The sequence below is a fragment of the Microbacterium sp. P5_E9 genome, from assembly GCF_054049175.1.
On sequence record NZ_JBFUMV010000002.1, the window covers coordinates 64,594 to 84,317 of the forward strand.

Below are 19,724 nucleotides of genomic sequence, written 5' to 3' on the forward strand. Positions count from 1 at the left end.
CCGAAATGACGATCACAGCGACTTCCCCCGCGCCCGCCGTCGAGCAGACCCCGGCTGCTCCCATCACTCCACCGCAGCAGGCCGCGAAGCGTCCCGTCCGTCGTATCCACTGGGGCCGCTTCTTCGGCTGGATCGCCCTGGGCGCCGTGATGCTCATCACCCTTTTCCCCTTCTACTGGATGCTGCGCACCGCGCTGTCGACGAACACCTCCCTCGGCAGCGACCCTGGATCGCTGCTGCCGGTCGACTTCACGCTCGGCGCCTTCGAGCGAGTCCTGGGGCTCGCGACGCCGGCTGAGGCGATGGCCGAGGGCGGTGCCGCTGCATCGATCGACTTCTGGGCGTACCTGCGCAATTCGCTCATCGTCGCCACGGTCACGACTGTCGGTCAGCTGCTGTTCTGCTCGATGGCCGCGTACGCCTTCGCCCGACTGACGTGGCGCGGACGCGACTTCGTCTTCGCGATGTTCCTCACCGCGCTGATGGTGCCGCCGATCTTCACGACGATTCCCAACTTCGTCACCATCCGCGAGCTCGGACTGCTGAACACCTATGCAGGCATCGTTCTGCCCTCGCTCCTCATGACGCCGTTCGCCGTGTTCTTCCTCCGGCAGTTCTTCCTCGGCATCCCGCGCGAGATCGAGGAAGCGGCGATCATCGACGGCGCGGGTCCGGTGCGACGGTTCTTCGGAGTCATCCTCCCGCTCAGCGGGTCGCCGATCGCCACGCTGGCGATCCTGACCTACATCTCCTCGTGGAACGAGTACTTCTGGCCGCAGCTGGTTGGCCGCGCCGAAGAAGTCCGCGTTCTCACGGTGGCGCTCGGCATCTTCCGTTCCCAGACTCCGCAGGGCGGTCCCGACTGGGCCGGTCTGATGGCGGCGACGCTCATCGCAGCACTTCCGATCCTCATCCTGTTCCTCTTCCTGGGGAAACGGGTCATCAACTCGATCGGTTACTCGGGCGTCAAGTGACGTCCGTTCAGAAGCACAACGAAAGGAAAGCAATGAAAAAGCTGTCCCCCCTGGTGGCTCTTGCAGCACTGCCGCTGGTATTGCTCACAGGGTGCGCCACCGGCGCATCTGCCGGAAGCGAAGCTGCTCCCGCCGAGATCACCTACTGGCTCTGGGACTCCAACCAGCAGCCGGCCTACGAGCAGTGCGCCGCGGACTTCGCCGACGCCAACCCCGGCGCATCGGTGAAGATCGAGGCCTACGGCTGGGATGACTACTTCCAGACGCTGACGACCAGCCTCGTCGGCGGCGACGCGCCCGACGTGATCACGAACCACGCGTCCTTCTTCCCGCAACTCGCCAGCACCGGCCAGCTGCTCCCGCTCGATGACGTCGTCAAGGATGAGGGCATCGACCTTGACGCGTACCAGGCGGGCCTTCCCGAGCTCTGGGTGGGCGAGGACGGCAACCGCTACGGGCTCCCGAAGGACTGGGACACCGTCGCCACGATCTACAACGCCGGCTACCTCGCCGACGCCGGCCTGACCCCCGAGGACCTGCAGGACCTCAGCTGGAACCCGGAGGATGGCGGCAGCTGGGAGGCGACCATCGCCCACCTGTCGGTCGACAAGAACGGCGTCCGCGGCGACGAGGCAGGCTACGACCCCGCCAACGTGGCCGTCTACGGCCTGGGTCTGAAGGCGAAGTCGGGTATCGGCGCATTCGGCCAGACGCAGTGGAGCCCTTACGCCCTCAGCAACAACTGGACGTACGCCGACGAGAACCCGTTCGGTAAGTCGTTCAACTACGCCGACGACGAGTACATCGAGACCATCGCCTGGTGGCGCTCGCTCATCACCAAGGGATACATGCCCAGCTACGAGGCCGCCTCCTCGGGTGTCAGCATCAAGGACGCCTACGGGGCCGGCGCGTACGCACTCGTCACCGACGGAAGCTGGAACGCCAAGACCTACTTCGGCTACGAAGGCGTCGAGAGCGGCATCGCCCCGCTGCCCAAGGGCCCCAGCGGCGAGCGCGTCGGTGTCCTGAACGGCCTGGCCGACTCGGTCATCGCGACGACCGACGAGCCGGAGCTGTCGAAGAAGTGGGTCGCGTACCTCGCGTCCGCTGACTGCCAGGATGTCGTGGCCGAAGCCGCCGTCGTCTTCCCCGCGCTCATCACCTCGAGTGAGAAGGCCCGCGCGGCGTTCGAGGCGGCCGGCATCGACCCCTCCGTGTACTACGAAGCCGCAGCGGCAGGGGAGACGGCACTCGCGCCGATCGCCAACCACTGGCCTGACATCCTCGCGATCATGGAGCCGGCCGTCGAGTCCGTCCTGATCTTCGAGTCCGAGCCGGAGTCGCTGAAGGACGCAGCAGCAGAGGTCGAGGCGCTCTTCGCGAACGACTAGGTATTGCTCCCGCCGCCCCCGGCACGCCATCGTGCGTGTCGGGGGCGGCTGCGTCCGTGCTGGGCTCGTTGGCCCGACACTTCGCCGCTCGGCACAGGTTCACGAGGTGTGCACAGATGTGTGCATCTGGGGCGCCGATTCGCGTGTTCCAGGCGTTTCGCAGCCCATCTACTTTGACTGCGGATCAGAAGGTTGGGGGTTCGAGTCCCTTCGGGCGCACACTGTGTTGAGACAGTAACGGAAGAGAGTGCCGATATCGGCACTTTTTTTCGCTAACGAACGGCTGAGGCGGCGCCGCACACGTGACGTTACGGTGGAGAGTTCGACCACCAGATCCCGCACTGCTTCGTCGTAGACTTGCGGGCCGCCCTGAGAGGCTGACAGAGCATGATTCGTACCGCCATCATCGGATTCGGCCTCTCCGGCCGGGTCTTCCACGCCCCGCTTGTCAGTGCGGAGCCTGGATTCCGCCTCGACGCGGTCGTCACGGCATCCCCCGATCGTGCCGGCGACGTCCGCGCGAAGTACCCCGATGTGTCGGTCGTGGCGAGTGCGGATGACCTGTTCGCCCGTGCCGATGAGTTCGATCTCGTCGTGATCGGGAGTCCGAACCACACCCACGCGCCCCTCGCGCACCGGGCCATCGAAGCCGGACTGCACGTCGTGATCGACAAGCCCGTCGCGGTCACCGCCAGCGAGGCGGAATCCGTCGTCGCGGCGTCTGCTGCCCGGGGTGTCGTGCTCACTGTCTTCCAGAATCGACGCTGGGATGGCGACTTCCTCACGCTCCGTGATGTCGTGGGCAGCGGTGAGCTCGGCACGATCCACCAATTCGATTCCGCCTTCGAAGGCTTCAAGCCGGCGGTGGGCCCGAAATGGAAGGACTCGACCACATCCGAGGCTGGAGGAGGGATCCTTTACGACCTTGGCCCCCACCTCATCGATCAGGCGACACAGCTGTTCGGTGACGTGGTCGAAGTCCACGCGGAACTCGATCGCCGCCGCCCCGGGGCGATCAGCGATGACGACTCCTTCGTGACACTCCGGCATGCGAACGGCGTACGCACCCGACTGTGGATGAGCGCCGTCGCTCCGGTCTCACGGCCACGATTCCGCGTTGCCGGTGCGCGCGCGGTCTTCAGCACCGCGGGCCTGGACCCCCAAGAGGCCCAGCTGGCCGCCGGCCTCACACCCGGCGACCACGGATTCGGCATCGACGAAGCCCGCACCGCGGCGATCGCCGGGCCCGACTCTTCGCGAGAGATCTCGCTCCTTCCTGGGCGCTACATCGACTTCTACCGCGGTCTTGGCGACGCGATCCAAGGAACCGGCCCAGCTCCCGTGGACCCCGCGGACAGCGTCCGCGTGCTGCGCCTGATCGAAGAGGCAGTCCGGCAATGACTTCCTCTCTCGTCCTCGTCGCGAACGCCGGCGACGGCACGATCGCCTCCTTCCGCTTCTCGGATGGCTCGCTGGAACTGCTCGCGACAGCCGATGGACTGACAGGATGCTCGACCTTCGTCGTCGACTCCGCTCGAGGAATCGTTCACGCGGCCGTCAAGGGCGACCCGGCAGGCATCGTCACCCTCTCCCTCGACCGCGACACCGGCGTCCTGGCGCCGCTCGCGCGTCGCGACCTGCCCGACGGCGGGCTCAACTACCTGGCCCTGACGCGCGACGGGTCGGTTCTTCTGGGCGCCTCCTACGGTGGTGGCTACGGCATCACCGCTCCCGCCGGGCCCGAAGGCGTCGGCGAACCGGTGTCGCGGATCACTTACCCCAATCTCCACTCCGTCCTCGCGAGCGGCGACGGCAGGTTCGCCTACTTCGTCTCACTCGGCGCCGATCTCATCGCGCAGTTCGCCCTCGAATCCGACCTGACACTTGTGCCGCTCGAGCCTGCAACGGCCGCGGCGCCGACTGGCAGCGGCCCGCGCCACCTCGTCTTCAACGATGCCCACGATGCTGTCTACGTGCTCACCGAGTTCTCCGGCGAGGTGCTGCACTACGCCCGCGACCTCGAGACGGGACTTCTCACGCTGCGCGGCTCAGCCGCAGCCTTCGACCCGTCAGCTGGTCTCCGCCACAGCACTTTCGGCGCGGACCCTCGTGCGGGCCATCTGATCTGGGGTGCTGACGTGCATCTCGGCGCAGGCGGACGTGCGGTGTGGGCGTCGGAGCGAACTGCGAGCACCCTCGCGGCCGTCTCCGTCGCGCCCGACGGCACGCTCACGCCGCCTCGGCGCTTCACGGTGACCGAGCCGCAGCCACGCGGATTCGCGCTCAGCGTCGATGGTCGATACCTCGTCTCGGCGGGAGAACGGTCCACCTCGATCTCGCTGTACTCCGTCGACGGGGACGACCTGCACCTGCTGCAGCGCGTCGAGACGGGATCCGGAGCGAATTGGGTGCGCTTCGCGTGAATCCCCTCGGCGGGCACGGCCCGCCGCCATATTCCTGGGCAGCGGTCAGCGCAGGCGTGCGAGTGCTTGTTCGTGGATGGCGGGGTCGGAGCCCAATCCTGCAGAGGAGGGCGGCGCATAGACGACCATCTCGTCGAAGCCGAGGGCTTCCGCGCGCGCCGCGGCATCCAAGAAGGCGCTGACGCTGCTTGTGGGGCGGACTCGTCCGAAGCCGAGCAGCACAGAGCGGCGCACGGCCGCCGGGTCCCGATCAGCCTTCGCGCACTGCGCGCTGAATCCGGCTGCCTGCGCGGCGAGCAGGTCCCAGTAAGCGTCATCGTCGAGTTGCGTAGAGCCAGGCCCGCCGTACGTGTTCCACGTGTCGGCCACTGCCACAGCCAGCGCGAGCGCGCGCGGCCCATGCGCGGCGATGAGCAGTTCGGGCGGTTCGGCACCTTCCGGCGCGGGCGCGGACTGCAGTCCGGAGAACGACATCGTCGTGCCCTGCCACTCGGTCGCACCACCTGCCGCCGCGATGTAGCCGTGCACGACATCGGCGAACCGTTCCGCCATCGTCCCCAGCGCGCTCGGTGCGCCGCGGTCCGCGCGCTCGCAGTCCGGAGCGCCGAGGCCGATTCCGAGCACGAGGCGGCCGCCGGAGATGTCCTGCACGGTCATGGCGATGCGGGCGAGTGCGACCGGGCGACGGAACACCGCGGACGCGACCAGCGTGCCCAGCCGGATCCGCTCCGTGCACGCTGCGGCCGCCGTCAACGTTGTGAACGCCTCGCCCAGCCACATGTCCTCTGCGGTCCGGTGGGTGAGGTGATCGTAGGTGTAGGCGACGTCGTAGCCGACCGCCTCCGCCCACCGGTACCACTCGGACTCGGCATGCCAGGGTCCCATCGGCGGGATGACGACGCTGATCCGCGAGAGTGTCATGAGTGAAGACTGGCCTGAACTTCGCACCGACGAAAGGACTCCCTATGCCCACGAACGTCTTCACCGGCTTGAGTGCCTTCCCGCTGACCCCGCTCATCGATGGACGGCTCGACGAAGCGGGGTACGCGGCGCTGGTCTCGTCGATCGCGTCGGCCGGGGTCGACTCGATCGGTGCGCTGGGTTCCACCGGCAGCTACGCGTACCTGACCCCCGCCGAGCGAGCGCGCGCTGCGGCGCTGGCTGTGCAGAACGCGAAGGGCACCCCCGTCGTCGTCGGCGTGGGCGCGCTCAGCACCCGGGAGGTGCTCGCGAACGTGGCGGACGCGCAACGCGCCGGTGCGTCCGGGGTGCTCCTCGCGCCGATGAGCTATCAGCCGCTCACCGAGCACGAGGTGTTCGGCCTCTATGAGGACGTCGCCGCGGAGCTGTCCGTCCCCCTCGTGGTCTACGACAACCCCGACACCACGCACTTCGTGTTCTCCGACGAACTGCACGGCCGGATCGCCGAGCTGGGCGCCGTCGCGTCCATCAAGATCCCCGGTGCCCCCGCTGACCTCGGCGAAGCGACGGCCCGTGTGAACCGGCTGCGCGCGCTCATCCCCGAACGGGTCACCATCGGCATCAGCGGCGACGGGTCGGGGGTGACGGGGCTTCTGGCGGGATGCGAGGTCTGGTACAGCGTCCTGGCCGGAGTGCTGCCGCGTGATCTGCTCGAGATCGCCCGGGCCGCGCAGCAGGGCGACGGCGAGCGGGCGCGTGCCCTGTCCGACCGGTTCGCTGCGATCTGGGCGCTGTTCGCCCGCCACGGCAGCTACCGGGTGACTGCCGCCGTGGCCGAAGACCTCGGCGTGGTGGCTCCCGGTGTCCTGCCGCGTCCGGTGCGGAGCCTCGACCTCGCCGCGCGTGCGCAGGTCGCTGCCGCACTCGACGCGGCCGGCCTCCGCCGATGACGAGCCTCGATCCACCGACGAGCTCGCGATAGCCGGCTGATTCGCCTTTGCGCTATCGGCGCGCCCGTTGACAGAAGTATGTTCGCAGACAAAACTATGTGGACAACGTTCCGCGTCGACACTGGAGTCAGCCTTGCGAATCGTCATCATCGGCGCCGGCATCGGCGGTCTCGCAGCCGCCCTCAGTCTCCACGCGGTCGGCGAGCGCGACATCCGGATCTACGAGCGCGCGAGCGAACTGCGCGCCCTCGGCGTCGGCATCAACCTGCTGCCGCACGCGATGCGGGAGCTCACCGAGCTCGGGCTCGCGGACCGGGTCGAGAACCAGGGCATCGCACCGTCGACGCTCGCGTATTACAACCGCTTCGGCCAGCCGATCTGGAGCGAGCCGCGCGGCCGCGAGGCCGGGTACGCATGGCCGCAGATCTCGGTCCATCGCGGCGAGCTGCAGCTCGCACTCGCTGACGCCGTCCGCGCGCGGCTCGGCGACGACGCACTGCGCCTCGGCCATCGCCTGATCCGCGTCGACGATGCAGCGGATGCCGCGACCGCGGTGTTCGAGACGCCTGAGGGCGAGGCATCCGTCGCTGCAGACCTCGTGGTCGCGGCGGACGGCATCCACTCCGCAGTGCGGCGGGCGCACTACCGCGACGAGGGCGCGCCGATCTGGAATGGCCTCACACTGTGGCGCGGCACCGCTCGCGTGCCGGCGTATCTCGACGGCCGCACCATGATCATGGCGGGCGACGGCGAGCAGAAGTTCGTCGCCTACCCGTTGGGTGCGCCGGATGCCGATGGCTTCGCCCGCGTCAATTTCATCGCCGAGCGGCGAGGCGTCGGTTCCGAAACTGTGGACTGGAATCTCTCCGTCGACGCCGCTCCGATCGTCGAGCAGTTCCGGGACTGGTCGTTCGACTGGCTCGACGTGCCGGCCGTCATCGCGGCCGCCGACGAGCTCCTCGAGTACCCGATGGTGGACCGCGATCCGATTCCTCGGTGGACGTTCGGGCGCATGACCCTGCTGGGCGATGCCGCGCACGCGATGTATCCGAACGGCTCGAACGGCGCGTCCCAGGCGATCATCGATGCCCGCACGCTCGCGTTCCACGTCGCGACTGCGCCATCGGTGGAGACGGCGCTCGCCGCGTACGAGGGGGACCGCCGGCCCGCGACGTCCGCGCTCGTGCTCAGCAACCGTGCCCAGGGTCCGGAGCGGGTCATGCTGCTCGCCGCCGAGCGCGCGCCCGAGGGGTTCGCCGACATCCACGACGTCATTCCGGCCGAGGAGCTCACCGAGATCGCCGCCGGCTACAAACGCGCAGCCGGCTTCCATCCGGACGTGCTCGACGCGCGGCCCTCGCTCACCCCGCACCGATGATCGAAGACCCGCCCGTCGCCGCGATGGCCCTCGACAACGCCCGTCTCGCCGCCGTCATCTCGCCGCTGCGGCGGCTGCTCCTCGCCTCGGCCCGTACGGCTGAGCAGCTCCCCGAGATTCCGGACGCCCAGATCGAGGTGATCCGTGCCCTTCCGAGGGGGACCGTCTCGTCGCCGGGGGAGCTCGCCGACCGACTCCGCTTGAGCCGCTCCACCGTGAGCAACCTGCTCACCGTCATGGAGGACCGCGGCCTCATCGCGCGGCGCCCCTCGGCGGAGGACGGTCGCCGAGTCGAAGTGCTCGCTTCGGCGCAGGCGCTGACGCTCTTCGAGCGGTTCGACCGAGCCAGCGCCGCCCTCGTAGCGGCGGCGACGGCATCCCTCCCCATCGCTGACCGCGACGCGCTCGCCGCCGCGATCCCGGCCCTCGAGCACCTCCTCGAGGCGCTCGCCGCGACCCCGGCCGACAAGCCCACGAAGTCCCCCCACAACCGCAAGGAGGCGGAATGACAACTCTGCGCCAGCGTCTCACGCGCGCGCTCGACGCAAGATCCCGGAAGGGCGTCGAGCTCGGTCCCTACGAGATCACGATCGAGCGCGATCTGCGCGTGCCGATGGATGACGGGATCCAGCTGCTCGCCGATCTCATCCGACCCGTCGGCGACGACATCCCCTCACTTCCCACCATCGTCATCCGCGGGCCGTACGGGCGCAGCGGCCCACTCGCGGGGTCCGCTCGTGCCTTGGCGTACGAGGGGTTCACGGTGCTCTTCGAGAGCTGCCGCGGCACGTGGGGATCGCAGGGCCTGTTCACACCGCAGATCGATGAGCAGCGCGACGGCATCGCGACCCTGCGCTGGGTGCGGAAGCAGTCGTGGTTCACGGGGCACCTCGCCACCTACGGGCAGAGCTACATGGGCTACACCCAGTGGGCCGTCGCCGGTCGCATGGCCCTCGAAGACCCTGAAAACGCCTCCGAGGCGCTCGTGCTCATCACCACGATGCCCGACTTCGGCGCCATCACGTGGGACAACGGTGCGTTCGCGCTGCGCAATGCCCTCGGCTGGACTCGCATGATGCACCGGATGCGTCGTGGCGGCTTCGCCATGATCGGCATGGCGCTGCCCGACCCGAAGCTCGAAAAGGCGTTCGCCGTCCTGCCGCTGAGCGCCGGCGACTCCGCGGCGACGGGGGAGGAGATCCACTGGTACCAGGACTGGGTGCGTCGCGAGGACCTCACCCATGAGTACTGGGCGCAGCAGTCCCACGCCGCGTCGGTGGCGGATGTCGCGGCCCCCGTCTCGATGATCACCGGCTGGTACGACATCTTCCTGCCGTGGCAGCTCGCCGACTACGCGCACCTCGTCGAGGCCGGACGCGCGCCCCGACTCATCCTCGGACCATGGGGACACACGTCACCGGGCATGGCGGCGCCGACGCACACCGAGACGATCGCGTTCCTCAAGGAGACCTTCAGCGGCGCCCCCGCGTCGAGGCCGACGCCAGTGCGCGCGTTCGAGACCGGTGTGTGCGAGTGGCACGACCTCGAGTCCTGGCCGCCGGCGGGGTCAGCCGCTCAAGAGTGGCATCTCGGGTCAGGCGGCACAATGTCGACCGAGGCCACGACCGGCGGTGTGACCACCTACACCTACGACCCCGATGACGCGACGCCTGCCGTCGGCGGACCCAGCCTGCTGCCGAAGACCGAGCCGGTCGACAACCGCGCGCATGAGGCGCGGACCGATCTCGCCGTCTTCCGCAGTGCGACGCTCACAGCTCCGCTCGAGATCGCCGGACAGCCGATCGCCCGCATCCGGTTCCGCTCCTCGGCGCCGAGCTACGACGTCTTCGTCCGGATCACCGATGTCCACCCGGACGGCACGTCGATGACCGTGTGCGACGGCATCCGTCGCATCGGGGCGATCGGCACGGTCGACAGCGATCCACTGCCGGACGCCGAGGGCTTCCGCGAGGTCGAGGTGGGGCTGTGGCCTGCCTTCCATCGCTTCGCCGCCGGGCATTCGGTCGGCATCCAGGTCTCCTCCGGCGCCCACCCGCGCTATGCGCGCAACCCCGGCTCCGCCGAGGCCGCGTTCGATGCTGCCGCGACGCAGGTCGCGGTGCAGGAGATCTCGCACGAGGGGCCCGACGCCTCGCGAATCGAGCTGCCGGTGTGGGTCCGATGAACGGCGCACCGGTTCCGGGCCTCGAGCACGCCTTCGATGTGGAGGTCGTGCTCGCTGCGCTGGAGGATCACGGCGAGACCCGTCGGGGACACCGACGCGTCGTGCCGATCGTGGGCGGGTCGGTCAGCGGGCTGTTCGACGCCGAGATCCTGGCCGGGGGAGCCGATTGGCAGATCGTGCGCCCCGACGGGACGATCGAGGTCGACGCGCGGTACACCGCGAAGACGGCGGATGGTGCGCACATCCTGATCCACGCGACGGGCGTCCGCAGCGGTCCGCCCGCGGTGCTGGAGGCGCTGCTGCGCGGCGAGCCGGTCGATCCCTCGGCCTACTACTTCCGCACGGTGGTGACGCTCGAGGCAGGGGCCTCGGAGCACGCCGACCTGCAGCGCGCGATCTTCGTCGCGTCGGCGGTTCGCGCGGCCGACCGGGTCACGTACTCGGCGTACCGCGTCACGTAGTCGCGCGGGCGAGGCGCGGCAAGCTCTCAGCTCCATTTGTTTGTGGTCTGACCACATGCGACAATGGAGCTGAGGAGGTCGAGCATGCGCACGATCGAGGAGACACTGCAGGTTCAGGCCGATGCGGCCGTCCACAAGGCGCACGGTGTGCGCGAACCCTTGCGGTTCACCATCTCGGGCATGCTCGGCGGAGCGTACATCGGTGTCGCCGTCGTCCTGATGCTCAACGTCGCCGGCCCGCTCATCGCCGCCGGGACCGGCATGGGCAAGCTCGTGAGCGGACTCGTCTTCGGCGTCGCGCTGACGCTCGTCGTGTTCGCCGGGGCAGAGCTCGTCACCTCGTCGATGATGACTCTCACGCAGGGCGTGCTCATGCGGGTGGTCAGGCCAGGGCCGGCCGCAGGCGCGCTGTCGTTCACGTTCCTGGCCAATCTCCTCGGCGCAGCCGTCTTCGGCACCCTCGTCGCGGTGTCGGGCGTCCTGCACTCCAACCCCGCCGCCGGCGAGATGCTCTCGGACATGCTCGCCGGGAAGGCGTCCGAAGAACCACTCCAGCTCTTCGTCCGCGGCATCCTGTGCAACATGCTCGTCTGCCTCGCCATCTGGATGTGCGCGCGGCTGAAGAGCGATGTGGCCAAGCTCGTCGTGATCTTCTGGGCGCTGCTCGCGTTCATCGCCTCCGGGTTCGAGCACGTCGTCGCGAACATGACGACCTACACCCTGGGCCTCATGATGGGCGATCCGAACGCGACCTGGGCGCTCTTCGGCAGCAACATCCTCTGGGTGGGTCTCGGCAATCTCGTCGGTGGAGCGATCATCGTCGGCGTCGGCTACTGGATCATCGGCGGCTCGCCGCGCGCGATCGCGCAGACGGAGCAGACGGATGCCGCGGTCGGCGTCGTGGGCTCGCCCGCGCCTGAGCAGCTCACGGTGGTCGTGCCGTCCGACCGCGTCGCGACGGGAACCATCCGGGTGCGCACCGCCACCCGCGGTCCGAGCGGACGACGGGTCGCCCCAGCGCGCAACCAGCGCTGAGGCGCATTGGCGGCGGCCCGCGCAGAGTGCTCGGGGAGTAGCGTTGAGCGGCGGCATCCGTCCTCCTGCGGGTGCGGCATCCGTCACCTCGCCCCCCGGAGGTCGGTCATGAGACTCGTCCAGATCGCCCAGCACGCCGATGATCTCGAGCGCGCGGCCGCGTTCTATTCGAGGCTGCTGCACGCCAAGCCCACCGGACTCTTCGATCCGCCCGGACTGCTCTTCTTCGATCTCGAGGGGGTGCGGCTGCTGCTCGATCGCAATGCCCCCACGGCGCTCATCTATCTGCACGTCGACAACGTGCATGAGGCGATCGAGCGCCTCGATAGGCTCGCCGAGATCATCTCGCACCCGCACGTGATCTTCACCCACGAGGACGACCGCCTCGGACCGGCCGGACACGAGGAGTGGCAGGCGTTCATCCGGGACTCCGAGGGCAACACCGTCGGGCTCGTGGCCTTCCAGCGGGCCTGAGCCTTGCCGGGTGCCGGCCGTTCCGACCCCCGCCGCGCGGCGGGGCGTAGCCTGGGGCGATGAGCGCCTACGTCTCGGCGTTCGAGCTGTTCTCCATCGGAGTAGGACCCTCGAGCTCCCACACGGTCGGACCCATGCGGGCCGGCCGCGACTTCGCCGACCGCCTGCGCTCGGACCGTCTGCTCGACCGCGTGGCGCGCGTTAGCTGCATCCTCTATGGCTCGCTCGGCGCGACCGGCATCGGGCACGGCACCCCCGACGCCGTCGTCGCGGGGCTGCAGGGCCTGGATCCCCGCACGGTGGATCCGGATGCCGTGCGCCGGGCATGGACCGACTGGCCCGAGGGCCGCGCGCTGCTGCTGGACGGCACGCACCCCGTCCCCTTCTCGAAGGAGGGCGTCACCTTTCTACCGCGCACCCGGCTGCCGGGGCACCCGAATGCGATGACGCTCAGTGCGCTCGACGAGGCCGATGCCGTGCTCGCCGAGGAGACCTACTACTCCGTCGGCGGGGGATTCATCCGGCGCGACGGCGAGCCCCAGCGGGTCGCGGCGCGCCCCTTCCCGCTCGACTACGACAATGCCGCGGAACTTCTTGCCGCGTGCGACGAGCGCGGTCTGACGATCGCCGAGGCCGCCCGGATCAACGAGCAGGCGTTGCGCTCCGACGAGCAGATCGCGGCGGGCCTCGATGCGATCTGGGACGCCATGACGAGCTGCATCGAGGCCGGCCTGCGCGCGGACGGAGTGCTGCCCGGAATGATGCGGGTCAAGCGTCGCGCGGGCGCGATCCGGGCGCAGCTGGAGGATGCCGAGGCCACCGGTCACCGCGAACTCCCGGGGGAGTGGCTCGGCGCGTTCGCGCTCGCCGTCAACGAGGAGAACGCGTCGGGCGGTCGGGTCGTGACCGCCCCCACCAATGGCGCGGCGGGGATCGTGCCGGCCGTGGCGATGTACTGGTGGCGGTACCTCGCCGACTCCGGGCTCGGTGCGGGGAACGCCGTCACCCCCTACGGCGAACTGGTCGGCAGCGCGCTGCTGGGATTCGGCCAGGCGCCGGTCGACGCGCTGGCGGGTTCGACGATCGCCCTGGACGAGGAGCGCATCGCCGAGGCGAACCGCCGCCGCGGCATCCGTCGCTTCCTGCTCACCGCCACCGCCTTCGGCTCGCTGTTCAAGGCGAACGCGTCGATCTCCGGTGCCGAGGGCGGGTGTCAGGCCGAGGTCGGCAGCGCGTGCGCGATGGCGGCGGCGGGGCTCACGGCCGTGATGGGCGGGACGAACCGCCAGATCGAGAACGCGGCCGAGATCGCGATGGAGCACCACCTCGGCCTGACGTGCGACCCGGTCGGCGGGCTGGTGCAGATCCCGTGCATCGAGCGCAACGCGATCGCCGCGTCGACCGCCGTCACGGCGGCTCGCCTCGCCCTGCGCGGCGACGGCAGCCACTACGTGTCGCTCGACGCGGTCGTCGAGACCATGCGGCAGACCGGCATCGACATGTCGACGAAGTACAAGGAGACCAGCGAAGGCGGCCTCGCGGTCAACGTCATCGAGTGCTGAGGATTGCGACGACGGATGCCGCGGCATCCGTCTGCTCCGTCCGCTGGGCCCGCGCCGACTGACCCTCGCGCGGTCGAAACCGCCCCACGCGCCCGAAGAGAACGGCCGCGAACGGCGGTTTGGACAGCGCGAGCAGATAGCCCGGAGCCCGGTGTTCGCCGTGCGCGAATCTCTGGCACTCGGCATGCCAGAGTGCTAATCTGAACGTACTTGAGTCGATAAGGCTCAAGTTTCAGAACGATCAGAAGGAGTGCGATTTCCATGGCCACGAATGACCCGTTCCGCGACCTCGACCGCCTCGCGTCGAGCCTCTTCGACACCCGCCGCGGTCCGCGCCGGATGCCGATGGACCTCTACCGTGACGGCGACCACTACGTGCTGACCGCCGACCTGCCTGGTGTCGACCCGGGCTCGGTCGACATCGACGTGGACGGCCAGCTGCTCACGATCCGGGCCGAGCGCACGCTCACCTCCGGTGACGGGGTGAAGTGGATCACGCGCGAGCGCGAGGGCGCGAGCTTCCTGCGTCAGCTCAGCCTCGGCCAGGGCGTGGACTCAGATCGCATCACGGCGAACTACGCCAACGGCGTGCTCAGCGTCGCGATCCCGGTGAGCGAGAAGGCGAAGCCGCGCAAGATCTCGGTGGCGTCCGACGTGAGCTCCCCGACCATCACGGCCCACGAGAGCACGCACGACACCGCCGACGCGCCGCAGCCCGTCGAGCAGTAATCCGCGGCACACGCACGGAACCGCCCCGCGTCCTCCAAGGACCGGGGCGGTTCCGCGTCTCCGGATCCTCCCGAGCGCCGCGGGATGCCTCGGCTCTAGGCTGAGCCCGTGCCTGAGTACGCCGTCCCCACGCCGCAGCGCCGGCGCGGACGGCCGCGCGGCGGCGAGTCGGGCTCGCGCGAGCGCATCCTCACGGTGGCCGTCGAGGAGTTCGGCGAGCGCGGATACGACGCCACCACGATCCGCGGCATCGCCACCCGGGCCGGGGTCGACCCGGCGCTCGTGCACCACTACTTCGGCACGAAGGCGGATCTCTTCGCCGAGGCGGTCGATGCTCCGATGCGGCCGGATGTCGACATCCCGGCTCTGCTCGCCGGCCCGCGCGACGAGCTCGGCGCCCGCATCGCGCGCTACGTGTTCGAGGCCTGGGAGAAGCCCGACGTGCGCAAGCGCGGGGTGGTGCTGCTCCGCGCCGGGATCGGCAACCGGCTCGCGACGCCGCTGCTTGCAGCGTTCCTCTCCCGCGAGCTCCTCGGCCGCATCGCCGCCGACCTCGACCACCCGGATGCCGAGCTGCGGGCGAGCCTGGTCGCCTCGCAGATCGCCGGCATGCTGCTCGCCCGGCATGTGCTGAAGCTTCCCGCCGCGGCCGCGGCATCCGTCGACGATCTCGTCGCGTGGGTCGGCCCGAACCTGCAGCACTATCTGACCGGAGACCGGCCCCCCGCCGGGTGAGAGGAGAACCTATGACGTTCCAGGCATATCTCGACAACATCGAGGACAAGACCGGGCTCACCCCCCGCCAGTTCATCGACCTCGCCACCGCGAAGGGCTTCGGCCCCGGCACGAAGGCCGGCGAGATCGTCACCTGGCTCGCCGAGGACTACGGGCTCGGCCGGGGCCACGCCATGGCACTGGTGCACGTGATCACGAAGGGCCCCAAGATCAACGTCAAGCACGTCGATTCGGGAGGAACCCACAGCGATCCGTCCGACACGCTCTGGCTCGACGGCAAGGCCACGAACCCTGCACCCTAGGCGCGCGGGCGGCTCTTGACCGCGCTCAGCGCGAAGAGCATAATTCACCGCGTGATGAATAAATCGCGATCCCGCCTCGCCGCCGGATCATGAGCGTCGACGTCCGCAACGCGGTCGAGATCCGCGGACTCCGCGTGCGCCGAGGAAAAACCGATGTGTTCGACGGCATCGATCTCGACATCCCGCGCGGTCAAATCACCGGGCTGATGGGACCGTCCGGCTGCGGCAAGACCACGCTCATGCGCTCCATCGTCGGTGTGCAGGTGGTGGCGGGCGGCACGGTCACGGTGCTCGGCGATCCCGCCGGCACCCAATCCCAGCGCCGGAGGGTCGCCTACGACACGCAGGCGGCGTCGGTCTACGGCGACCTCACGATCCAGCAGAACCTCGCGTACTTCGCCCGGCTGATCGGCGCGCCGCGGTCCGATGTCGACCGGGTCATCGAGCAGGTCGGTCTCGCCGATCAGGCGCGGCAGACCATCGACTCCCTGAGCGGCGGGCAGGAGAGCCGCGTCTCGCTCGCGGTCGCGATGCTCGGCGAGCCCGAACTCCTCGTGCTCGACGAGCCGACCGTGGGCCTCGACCCGGTGCTGCGCAACGAGCTGTGGGGGCTGTTCCGGGGGCTCGCAGACCAGGGCGCGACCCTCATCGTCAGCAGCCACGTCATGGATGAGGCGCTCCGCTGCGACCGACTCATCCTCATGCGGGCCGGCCGCATCATCGCCGACACGACTCCCGATGGGCTGCTCGCCGACACGGGTCAGAAGGATCCGGATGCGGCGTTCCTCACGCTCATCGAACGGGACGTGACATCCGGCTCGGCGGTGGGGCCGGCGCCCGACCATCCACTCACGCGCCGCGAGGCGCGTGGGGAGGCGGAGAAGTGAACGGGGTCCGCACCGTCGCCACCGCCGGTCGCGTGCTGCGCCAGCTGAGCCACGACCCCCGGTCGATCGCCCTCATGCTCGTCGCCCCGAGCCTGCTGGTCGGCCTGTTCGCCTGGCTGTTCAGCGACCAGGAGGGAGTGTTCGACACCTACGGCCCGCCGATCCTGGCGCTGTTCCCGTTCATCATCATGTTCCTGATCACCTCGATCACCACGTTGCGCGAGCGCCGCTCGGGCACGCTCGAGCGGCTGATGACGACGCCGCTCGGCAAGGGCGACTTCATCCTCGGCTACGGCTTGGCGTTCGGTCTCATGGCGATGCTGCAGGCGATCGTCACGGTGTCGTTCGCGGTCTGGGTCTGCGGGCTCGAGACCGACGGTCCGGTCTGGCAGCTGGGGCTCGTCGCAGTGACGGATGCCGTGCTCGGCATGGCTCTCGGACTCCTGGCGAGCGCGTTCGCGCGCACGGAGTTCCAGGCGGTGCAGTTCATGCCGCTGATCGTTTTCCCGCAGATCCTGCTCGGCGGACTGTTCATGCCCCGCGAGGACATGCCCGACGCGCTCTACGCGATCTCGAAGGTGCTCCCGCTCAGCTACGCGATCGACGCGATCAACGCTGTGACGGCCGGGGACGAGGGCTGGGACGTCTACGGCCCGCTGCTCGTCATCCTCGGATTCCTCGTCGGGGCCCTCGTGCTCGCCTCGCTCACCCTCCGCCGCCGCACGCCGTAGTCAGGGCGTTTCGTCTCGCTTCGCGGTTCCTGAGTAGGCCCGCTAGCGCCGTATCGAAGGGCGCTCAACGACCGGCGTGGGACGGGACGGATGCTGCGGTCTCAAAGATGCGGAAGCGCGGGTCCGTGTCGTCGCATTTCTGAGACCGGAGCGCTCAGCGGCGTGCGCCGGGATCCTCGGACGGATGCTGCGGTCTCAAAGATGCGGAAGCACAGGCCTGTGTCGTGGCATTTGTGAGACCGCCGGGCTCGGCGACCGGATCGGGTCCGCTCAGCAGTCCGGCTTCGGGGTGCGCAGCTTCGCCGTGAGCTCGCGCAGCGCGGAGAGCTCGGAGTCGGTGAGCACCGACATCCGGTCCGCGATCGCACTGCCGTGCTTCAGTGCGAGCACGCGGAACGCCGCCGCGCCCTCGTCGGTGGCGTGCACCAGGGCCCCGCGACCGTCGTCCGGGTCGGCGCACTTGGCGAGCAGCCCGCGGGCGACCATCCGGTCGACGAGGCGTGAGACGCTGGGCTGGCTGATCAGCATGTTCGCGGTGACATCGCGCAGCCGCGCGGTCATCTCCGGGCCGCGGGTCACGGTGAGCAGCACGTCGTATTCCGCCTGGCTAAGTGCCGCGCGCTCGAAGTCGCCGCTGATCTCGCCGAACACCTCGTGCTGGGCGCGGAAGAGCGCTTCCCAGGCTTCGATGGCGAGGCGACGATCGGTCATGTGCACCAGACTAAAGGCACCAGCGGGGTCCTAGGCTGTGCTCGTGGGGAAGGTGCTGAGGCGACTGGGCGCCGTCTGCGCGGCGATCGCGGCCTGCGCGCTGATTCTCACGGCCTGCGCCGATCTGTCGGTCACCTCCGATGACGGCGCGGCGGACGTGGCATCGGCCAGCCTCGACGACTTCACCTTCGCGAGGATGGACGTCAACTACACGCTCGGACGCACCGACGATGGCAAGAGCACGCTCGATGTGGTCGAGCGGTTCGTCGCCGTGTTCCCGGAGTACAACCAGAACCACGGCATGCGGCGCATCATCCCGGACTCCTATCTCGGGGTGCCGCTGAACCCCCGATTCGTCTCGATCACCGACGGCGACGGCAACGCGCGCGCCGCGGAGGTCGACCGCGAAGACGGCACGTTCACGATGACGTCCCGCGCCGACGAGTTCGTGCACGGCGAGCAGATCTACGTCTTCACCTACACACTGGAGAATGTCACCCGGTTCTTCGACAACACCGGCGCCGACGAGTTCCAATGGGACGTCAACGGGACGCAGTGGCCGCAGCCGTTCAGCCGCGTCACCGCGACTCTGCACGTCGATCAGGACCTCGCGCCCAGCTTGACCGGGGCGAGCGCCTGCTACCGCGGGTTCGAGGGCGACGACAACCTGTGCACGATCGAAGCGACCGATGCCGCGCAGGGCGGAACGGATGTCTTCGCGGCTGCCGACGCGGTCCAGCCGTACCAGACCATGACGATCGCGGTGGCCTTCGAGAAGGGCACGTTCGCCGCGTTCGACAACTCCTTCCTGGCCTCGCCGTGGGGATGGCTGCAGAGCCTCGCCGCGCTTGTCGTGCTCGGTGGTCTCGGGTGGGGCTTCGCCACCCGGGCCCGGCACCTGCGCGATGAGCCCGGCCGGCCCACGATCATCGCCGAGTACACCCCGCCCGCCCAGATCGACGCGCTGGAGAGCGCGGTGCTGCTCGGCCTGCCTTCCAAGGCGATCCCCGCCGAGGTGCTCGAGCAGGCGGTCGTCGGCAGCATCCGGATCGTCGAGGGGGAGCGGCACTGGTTCGGGGGCGTCAAGCTGCGAGCTCAGCTCATCGACCCGTCCCTCGCGGACGGCGACGGGGTGATGCTGCTGGGCGGCCTGTTCCCGGCAATGACGCCGGGCGACGAGTTCGAGTTCGGCCGCAGCGACCGGAGGCTCTCCACGACCGCGCAGTCCATCCTCACGGCGGCCCGCTCCGAACTCGAGCAGCGCGGCCTGCGCAGGCGCGTAGGGCTCGGGACCCGCGCCCTGCCCGTCATCGTCACCGGTCTCGGCGCCGTCGGCGTCTTTCTCGCCGGGATTGCCGCGATGGATGCCGCGGTCTCGGCGTGGATCCCGCTCGCACTGATCGTCGGGGCGATCCTGGCCGAACTCGCCGTCATCGGGATGATGTCGCGCAAGCCGCTCACTGTCCTCGGCGCGGAGGTGCGCGACCACCTCGCCGGCCTCCGGGTGTTCATCGAGTGGGCCGAGGCCGACCGGATCCGGATGTTGCAGTCCCCGCAGGGAGCCGAGCGGATCCCCATCGACACGACCGATTCCGGAGTCATGCTGAAGCTGTACGAGGTGCTGCTGCCGTACGCGGTCGTCTTCGGTCAGGAGAAGCGGTGGGCGCAGGAACTCGCCGTGCTGTACGGCGAGCACGGCTCTCCCGGCTGGTACTCCGGCTCGAGCGGCTTCAGCGTCTCGGCGTTCTCCTCGGGCATCTCGACCCTGTCGGCGAGCACCGCGTCGTCATCCGCCTCGTCGTCGGGCGGCTCGGGTGGCGGCGGGAGCGCCGGCGGCGGTGGCGGCGGGGGCGGCGGCGGAGGCGTTTAGCGGCC

At 69.4% G+C, this 19,724-nt stretch carries 20 protein-coding genes; 18 read left to right on the forward strand and 2 right to left on the reverse strand.

Annotated elements, in window-relative coordinates; genetic code table 11:
• The first annotated feature begins 5 nt into the window (after positions 1 to 5).
• From ACXJ3V_RS03685 to ACXJ3V_RS03700, 4 genes are all read left to right on the forward strand, one after another.
• Complete coding sequence (locus tag ACXJ3V_RS03685) at positions 6 to 974, forward strand: carbohydrate ABC transporter permease (RefSeq protein ID WP_457098909.1); 969 nt, start codon at positions 6 to 8, stop codon at positions 972 to 974.
• Between the two features lie 32 nt (positions 975 to 1,006).
• Positions 1,007 to 2,365 (forward strand): ABC transporter substrate-binding protein, encoded by a 1,359-nt coding sequence (locus ACXJ3V_RS03690; protein WP_457098910.1) that lies wholly within the window; start codon positions 1,007 to 1,009, stop codon positions 2,363 to 2,365.
• Positions 2,366 to 2,752: 387 nt separating this feature from the next.
• Entirely contained in the window at positions 2,753 to 3,766 is a 1,014-nt protein-coding gene (locus tag ACXJ3V_RS03695) for a Gfo/Idh/MocA family protein (RefSeq protein WP_457098911.1), read from the forward strand.
• A complete protein-coding gene (locus ACXJ3V_RS03700; protein ID WP_457098912.1) occupies positions 3,763 to 4,788 on the forward strand; it encodes a lactonase family protein in 1,026 nt (341 codons plus the stop codon). The genes ACXJ3V_RS03695 and ACXJ3V_RS03700 overlap by 4 nt, the downstream gene beginning before the upstream one ends.
• Positions 4,789 to 4,833: 45 nt before the next feature.
• Here ACXJ3V_RS03700 and ACXJ3V_RS03705 read toward each other — a convergent pair whose 3' ends face one another.
• Positions 4,834 to 5,709 (reverse strand): LLM class flavin-dependent oxidoreductase, encoded by an 876-nt coding sequence (locus tag ACXJ3V_RS03705; protein WP_457098913.1) that lies wholly within the window; start codon positions 5,707 to 5,709, stop codon positions 4,834 to 4,836.
• 44 nt (positions 5,710 to 5,753) lie between these two features.
• On the opposite strand from ACXJ3V_RS03705, the gene ACXJ3V_RS03710 reads away from it, so the two are divergent.
• The 13 genes from ACXJ3V_RS03710 (at position 5,754) to ACXJ3V_RS03770 (ending at position 17,138) form a co-directional block, all read left to right on the forward strand.
• Positions 5,754 to 6,659: a dihydrodipicolinate synthase family protein gene (locus ACXJ3V_RS03710; protein WP_457098914.1), complete on the forward strand. Its 906-nt coding sequence runs from the start codon at positions 5,754 to 5,756 to the stop codon at positions 6,657 to 6,659.
• Positions 6,660 to 6,792: 133 nt separating this feature from the next.
• A complete protein-coding gene (locus ACXJ3V_RS03715; protein WP_457098915.1) occupies positions 6,793 to 8,037 on the forward strand; it encodes a flavin-dependent oxidoreductase in 1,245 nt (414 codons plus the stop codon).
• Positions 8,034 to 8,546, forward strand: a complete 513-nt coding sequence (locus ACXJ3V_RS03720) for a MarR family winged helix-turn-helix transcriptional regulator (RefSeq protein WP_457098916.1) — start codon at positions 8,034 to 8,036, stop codon at positions 8,544 to 8,546. The genes ACXJ3V_RS03715 and ACXJ3V_RS03720 overlap by 4 nt, the downstream gene beginning before the upstream one ends.
• Positions 8,543 to 10,222, forward strand: a complete 1,680-nt coding sequence (locus tag ACXJ3V_RS03725) for a CocE/NonD family hydrolase (protein ID WP_457098917.1) — start codon at positions 8,543 to 8,545, stop codon at positions 10,220 to 10,222. The genes ACXJ3V_RS03720 and ACXJ3V_RS03725 overlap by 4 nt, the downstream gene beginning before the upstream one ends.
• On the forward strand, positions 10,219 to 10,683 hold the full coding sequence (locus ACXJ3V_RS03730; RefSeq protein WP_457098918.1) for a DUF3237 domain-containing protein: 465 nt from the start codon (positions 10,219 to 10,221) through the stop codon (positions 10,681 to 10,683). The genes ACXJ3V_RS03725 and ACXJ3V_RS03730 overlap by 4 nt, the downstream gene beginning before the upstream one ends.
• A gap of 84 nt (positions 10,684 to 10,767) precedes the next feature.
• Positions 10,768 to 11,718 (forward strand): formate/nitrite transporter family protein, encoded by a 951-nt coding sequence (locus tag ACXJ3V_RS03735; protein ID WP_457098919.1) that lies wholly within the window; start codon positions 10,768 to 10,770, stop codon positions 11,716 to 11,718.
• Between the two features lie 108 nt (positions 11,719 to 11,826).
• Complete coding sequence (locus ACXJ3V_RS03740; protein ID WP_457098920.1) at positions 11,827 to 12,192, forward strand: VOC family protein; 366 nt, start codon at positions 11,827 to 11,829, stop codon at positions 12,190 to 12,192.
• 59 nt (positions 12,193 to 12,251) lie between these two features.
• The gene (locus tag ACXJ3V_RS03745) at positions 12,252 to 13,754 is read left to right on the forward strand and encodes an L-serine ammonia-lyase, iron-sulfur-dependent, subunit alpha (protein ID WP_457098921.1); all 1,503 of its coding nucleotides are present in this window, start codon (positions 12,252 to 12,254) and stop codon (positions 13,752 to 13,754) included.
• A 261-nt stretch (positions 13,755 to 14,015) separates the two neighbouring features.
• Positions 14,016 to 14,483 carry an Hsp20/alpha crystallin family protein gene (locus ACXJ3V_RS03750; protein ID WP_457098922.1) on the forward strand — a complete coding sequence of 156 codons (468 nt, stop codon included), beginning with the start codon at positions 14,016 to 14,018 and terminating at the stop codon, positions 14,481 to 14,483.
• Positions 14,484 to 14,591: 108 nt separating this feature from the next.
• Positions 14,592 to 15,218 (forward strand): TetR/AcrR family transcriptional regulator, encoded by a 627-nt coding sequence (locus ACXJ3V_RS03755; protein ID WP_457098923.1) that lies wholly within the window; start codon positions 14,592 to 14,594, stop codon positions 15,216 to 15,218.
• A gap of 11 nt (positions 15,219 to 15,229) precedes the next feature.
• On the forward strand, positions 15,230 to 15,520 hold the full coding sequence (locus ACXJ3V_RS03760) for a DUF4287 domain-containing protein (RefSeq protein WP_457098924.1): 291 nt from the start codon (positions 15,230 to 15,232) through the stop codon (positions 15,518 to 15,520).
• A gap of 89 nt (positions 15,521 to 15,609) precedes the next feature.
• Positions 15,610 to 16,407: an ABC transporter ATP-binding protein gene (locus ACXJ3V_RS03765; protein ID WP_457098925.1), complete on the forward strand. Its 798-nt coding sequence runs from the start codon at positions 15,610 to 15,612 to the stop codon at positions 16,405 to 16,407.
• The gene (locus ACXJ3V_RS03770; protein WP_457098926.1) at positions 16,404 to 17,138 is read left to right on the forward strand and encodes an ABC transporter permease; all 735 of its coding nucleotides are present in this window, start codon (positions 16,404 to 16,406) and stop codon (positions 17,136 to 17,138) included. Before ACXJ3V_RS03765 ends, ACXJ3V_RS03770 begins: the two co-directional genes overlap by 4 nt.
• 270 nt (positions 17,139 to 17,408) lie before the next feature.
• Here the strand turns inward: ACXJ3V_RS03770 and ACXJ3V_RS03775 are convergent, their stop codons facing one another.
• Positions 17,409 to 17,849, reverse strand: a complete 441-nt coding sequence (locus tag ACXJ3V_RS03775; RefSeq protein WP_457098927.1) for a MarR family winged helix-turn-helix transcriptional regulator — start codon at positions 17,847 to 17,849, stop codon at positions 17,409 to 17,411.
• A gap of 43 nt (positions 17,850 to 17,892) precedes the next feature.
• Between ACXJ3V_RS03775 and ACXJ3V_RS03780 the strand changes: the two genes are divergently transcribed.
• A complete protein-coding gene (locus ACXJ3V_RS03780) occupies positions 17,893 to 19,719 on the forward strand; it encodes a DUF2207 domain-containing protein (RefSeq protein WP_457098928.1) in 1,827 nt (608 codons plus the stop codon).
• Positions 19,720 to 19,724 lie beyond the last annotated feature (5 nt).

Bases quoted from the DNA above. Each gene is read 5' to 3' on its own strand.
- ACXJ3V_RS03685 (WP_457098909.1), top strand. From the start codon at position 6: ATGACGATCACAGCGACTTCCCCCGCGCCCGCCGTCGAGCAGACCCCG.
- ACXJ3V_RS03690 (WP_457098910.1), top strand. From the start codon at position 1,007: ATGAAAAAGCTGTCCCCCCTGGTGGCTCTTGCAGCACTGCCGCTGGTA.
- ACXJ3V_RS03695 (WP_457098911.1), top strand. From the start codon at position 2,753: ATGATTCGTACCGCCATCATCGGATTCGGCCTCTCCGGCCGGGTCTTC.
- ACXJ3V_RS03700 (WP_457098912.1), top strand. From the start codon at position 3,763: ATGACTTCCTCTCTCGTCCTCGTCGCGAACGCCGGCGACGGCACGATC.
- ACXJ3V_RS03705 (WP_457098913.1), bottom strand. From the start codon at position 5,709: ATGACACTCTCGCGGATCAGCGTCGTCATCCCGCCGATGGGACCCTGG.
- ACXJ3V_RS03710 (WP_457098914.1), top strand. From the start codon at position 5,754: ATGCCCACGAACGTCTTCACCGGCTTGAGTGCCTTCCCGCTGACCCCG.
- ACXJ3V_RS03720 (WP_457098916.1), top strand. From the start codon at position 8,034: ATGATCGAAGACCCGCCCGTCGCCGCGATGGCCCTCGACAACGCCCGT.
- ACXJ3V_RS03725 (WP_457098917.1), top strand. From the start codon at position 8,543: ATGACAACTCTGCGCCAGCGTCTCACGCGCGCGCTCGACGCAAGATCC.
- ACXJ3V_RS03730 (WP_457098918.1), top strand. From the start codon at position 10,219: ATGAACGGCGCACCGGTTCCGGGCCTCGAGCACGCCTTCGATGTGGAG.
- ACXJ3V_RS03735 (WP_457098919.1), top strand. From the start codon at position 10,768: ATGCGCACGATCGAGGAGACACTGCAGGTTCAGGCCGATGCGGCCGTC.
- ACXJ3V_RS03740 (WP_457098920.1), top strand. From the start codon at position 11,827: ATGAGACTCGTCCAGATCGCCCAGCACGCCGATGATCTCGAGCGCGCG.
- ACXJ3V_RS03745 (WP_457098921.1), top strand. From the start codon at position 12,252: ATGAGCGCCTACGTCTCGGCGTTCGAGCTGTTCTCCATCGGAGTAGGA.
- ACXJ3V_RS03750 (WP_457098922.1), top strand. From the start codon at position 14,016: ATGGCCACGAATGACCCGTTCCGCGACCTCGACCGCCTCGCGTCGAGC.
- ACXJ3V_RS03760 (WP_457098924.1), top strand. From the start codon at position 15,230: ATGACGTTCCAGGCATATCTCGACAACATCGAGGACAAGACCGGGCTC.
- ACXJ3V_RS03765 (WP_457098925.1), top strand. From the start codon at position 15,610: ATGAGCGTCGACGTCCGCAACGCGGTCGAGATCCGCGGACTCCGCGTG.
- ACXJ3V_RS03775 (WP_457098927.1), bottom strand. From the start codon at position 17,849: ATGACCGATCGTCGCCTCGCCATCGAAGCCTGGGAAGCGCTCTTCCGC.